Here is a 286-nt window from a genome sequence, read left to right as displayed (position 1 = left end):
CTCAATGCGTATTGTATGGGGTAAGCGACTATTTAATATTATTTCGATTATTGACCCTGATGAGCGTCATCGTGAGCTTCAATTAATGTGCAAAGAGGGCGTGAATGATGGGTGAGATTAAAATCAGTGGATTGTCTGAACTCGCTCAACGAATGCAAGACATCGCCCGTAAAACCAGAAATCAAAGTGCGCGTAAGGCGATGAATACAGGCGCTTCGGTGTTAAAGGAAGAAATCAAACATCGAGTGCCTATCCTTAAGGAAACGGTGCCCCATCGACGCAAGGG

At 44.8% G+C, this 286-nt stretch carries 1 protein-coding gene and 1 pseudogene; both read left to right on the top strand.

The window, feature by feature from the left end; genetic code table 11:
- Positions 1-115, top strand: a 115-nt coding sequence (locus tag ACNART_RS17995; protein WP_416303696.1) for a head-tail adaptor protein, incomplete at its 5' end; no start/stop codon positions are given.
- Positions 105-286: pseudogene (locus ACNART_RS17990) on the top strand (hypothetical protein); the annotation flags it as partial. The gene ACNART_RS17995 and the pseudogene ACNART_RS17990, both read left to right, overlap by 11 nt.

This window comes from Proteus sp. LHD240705 (assembly GCF_047921555.1).
Taxonomy (GTDB): domain Bacteria; phylum Pseudomonadota; class Gammaproteobacteria; order Enterobacterales; family Enterobacteriaceae; genus Proteus.
The sequence above is the reverse complement of the archived record's forward strand: the minus strand, read 5'-3'. Positions and strand labels throughout refer to the sequence as shown.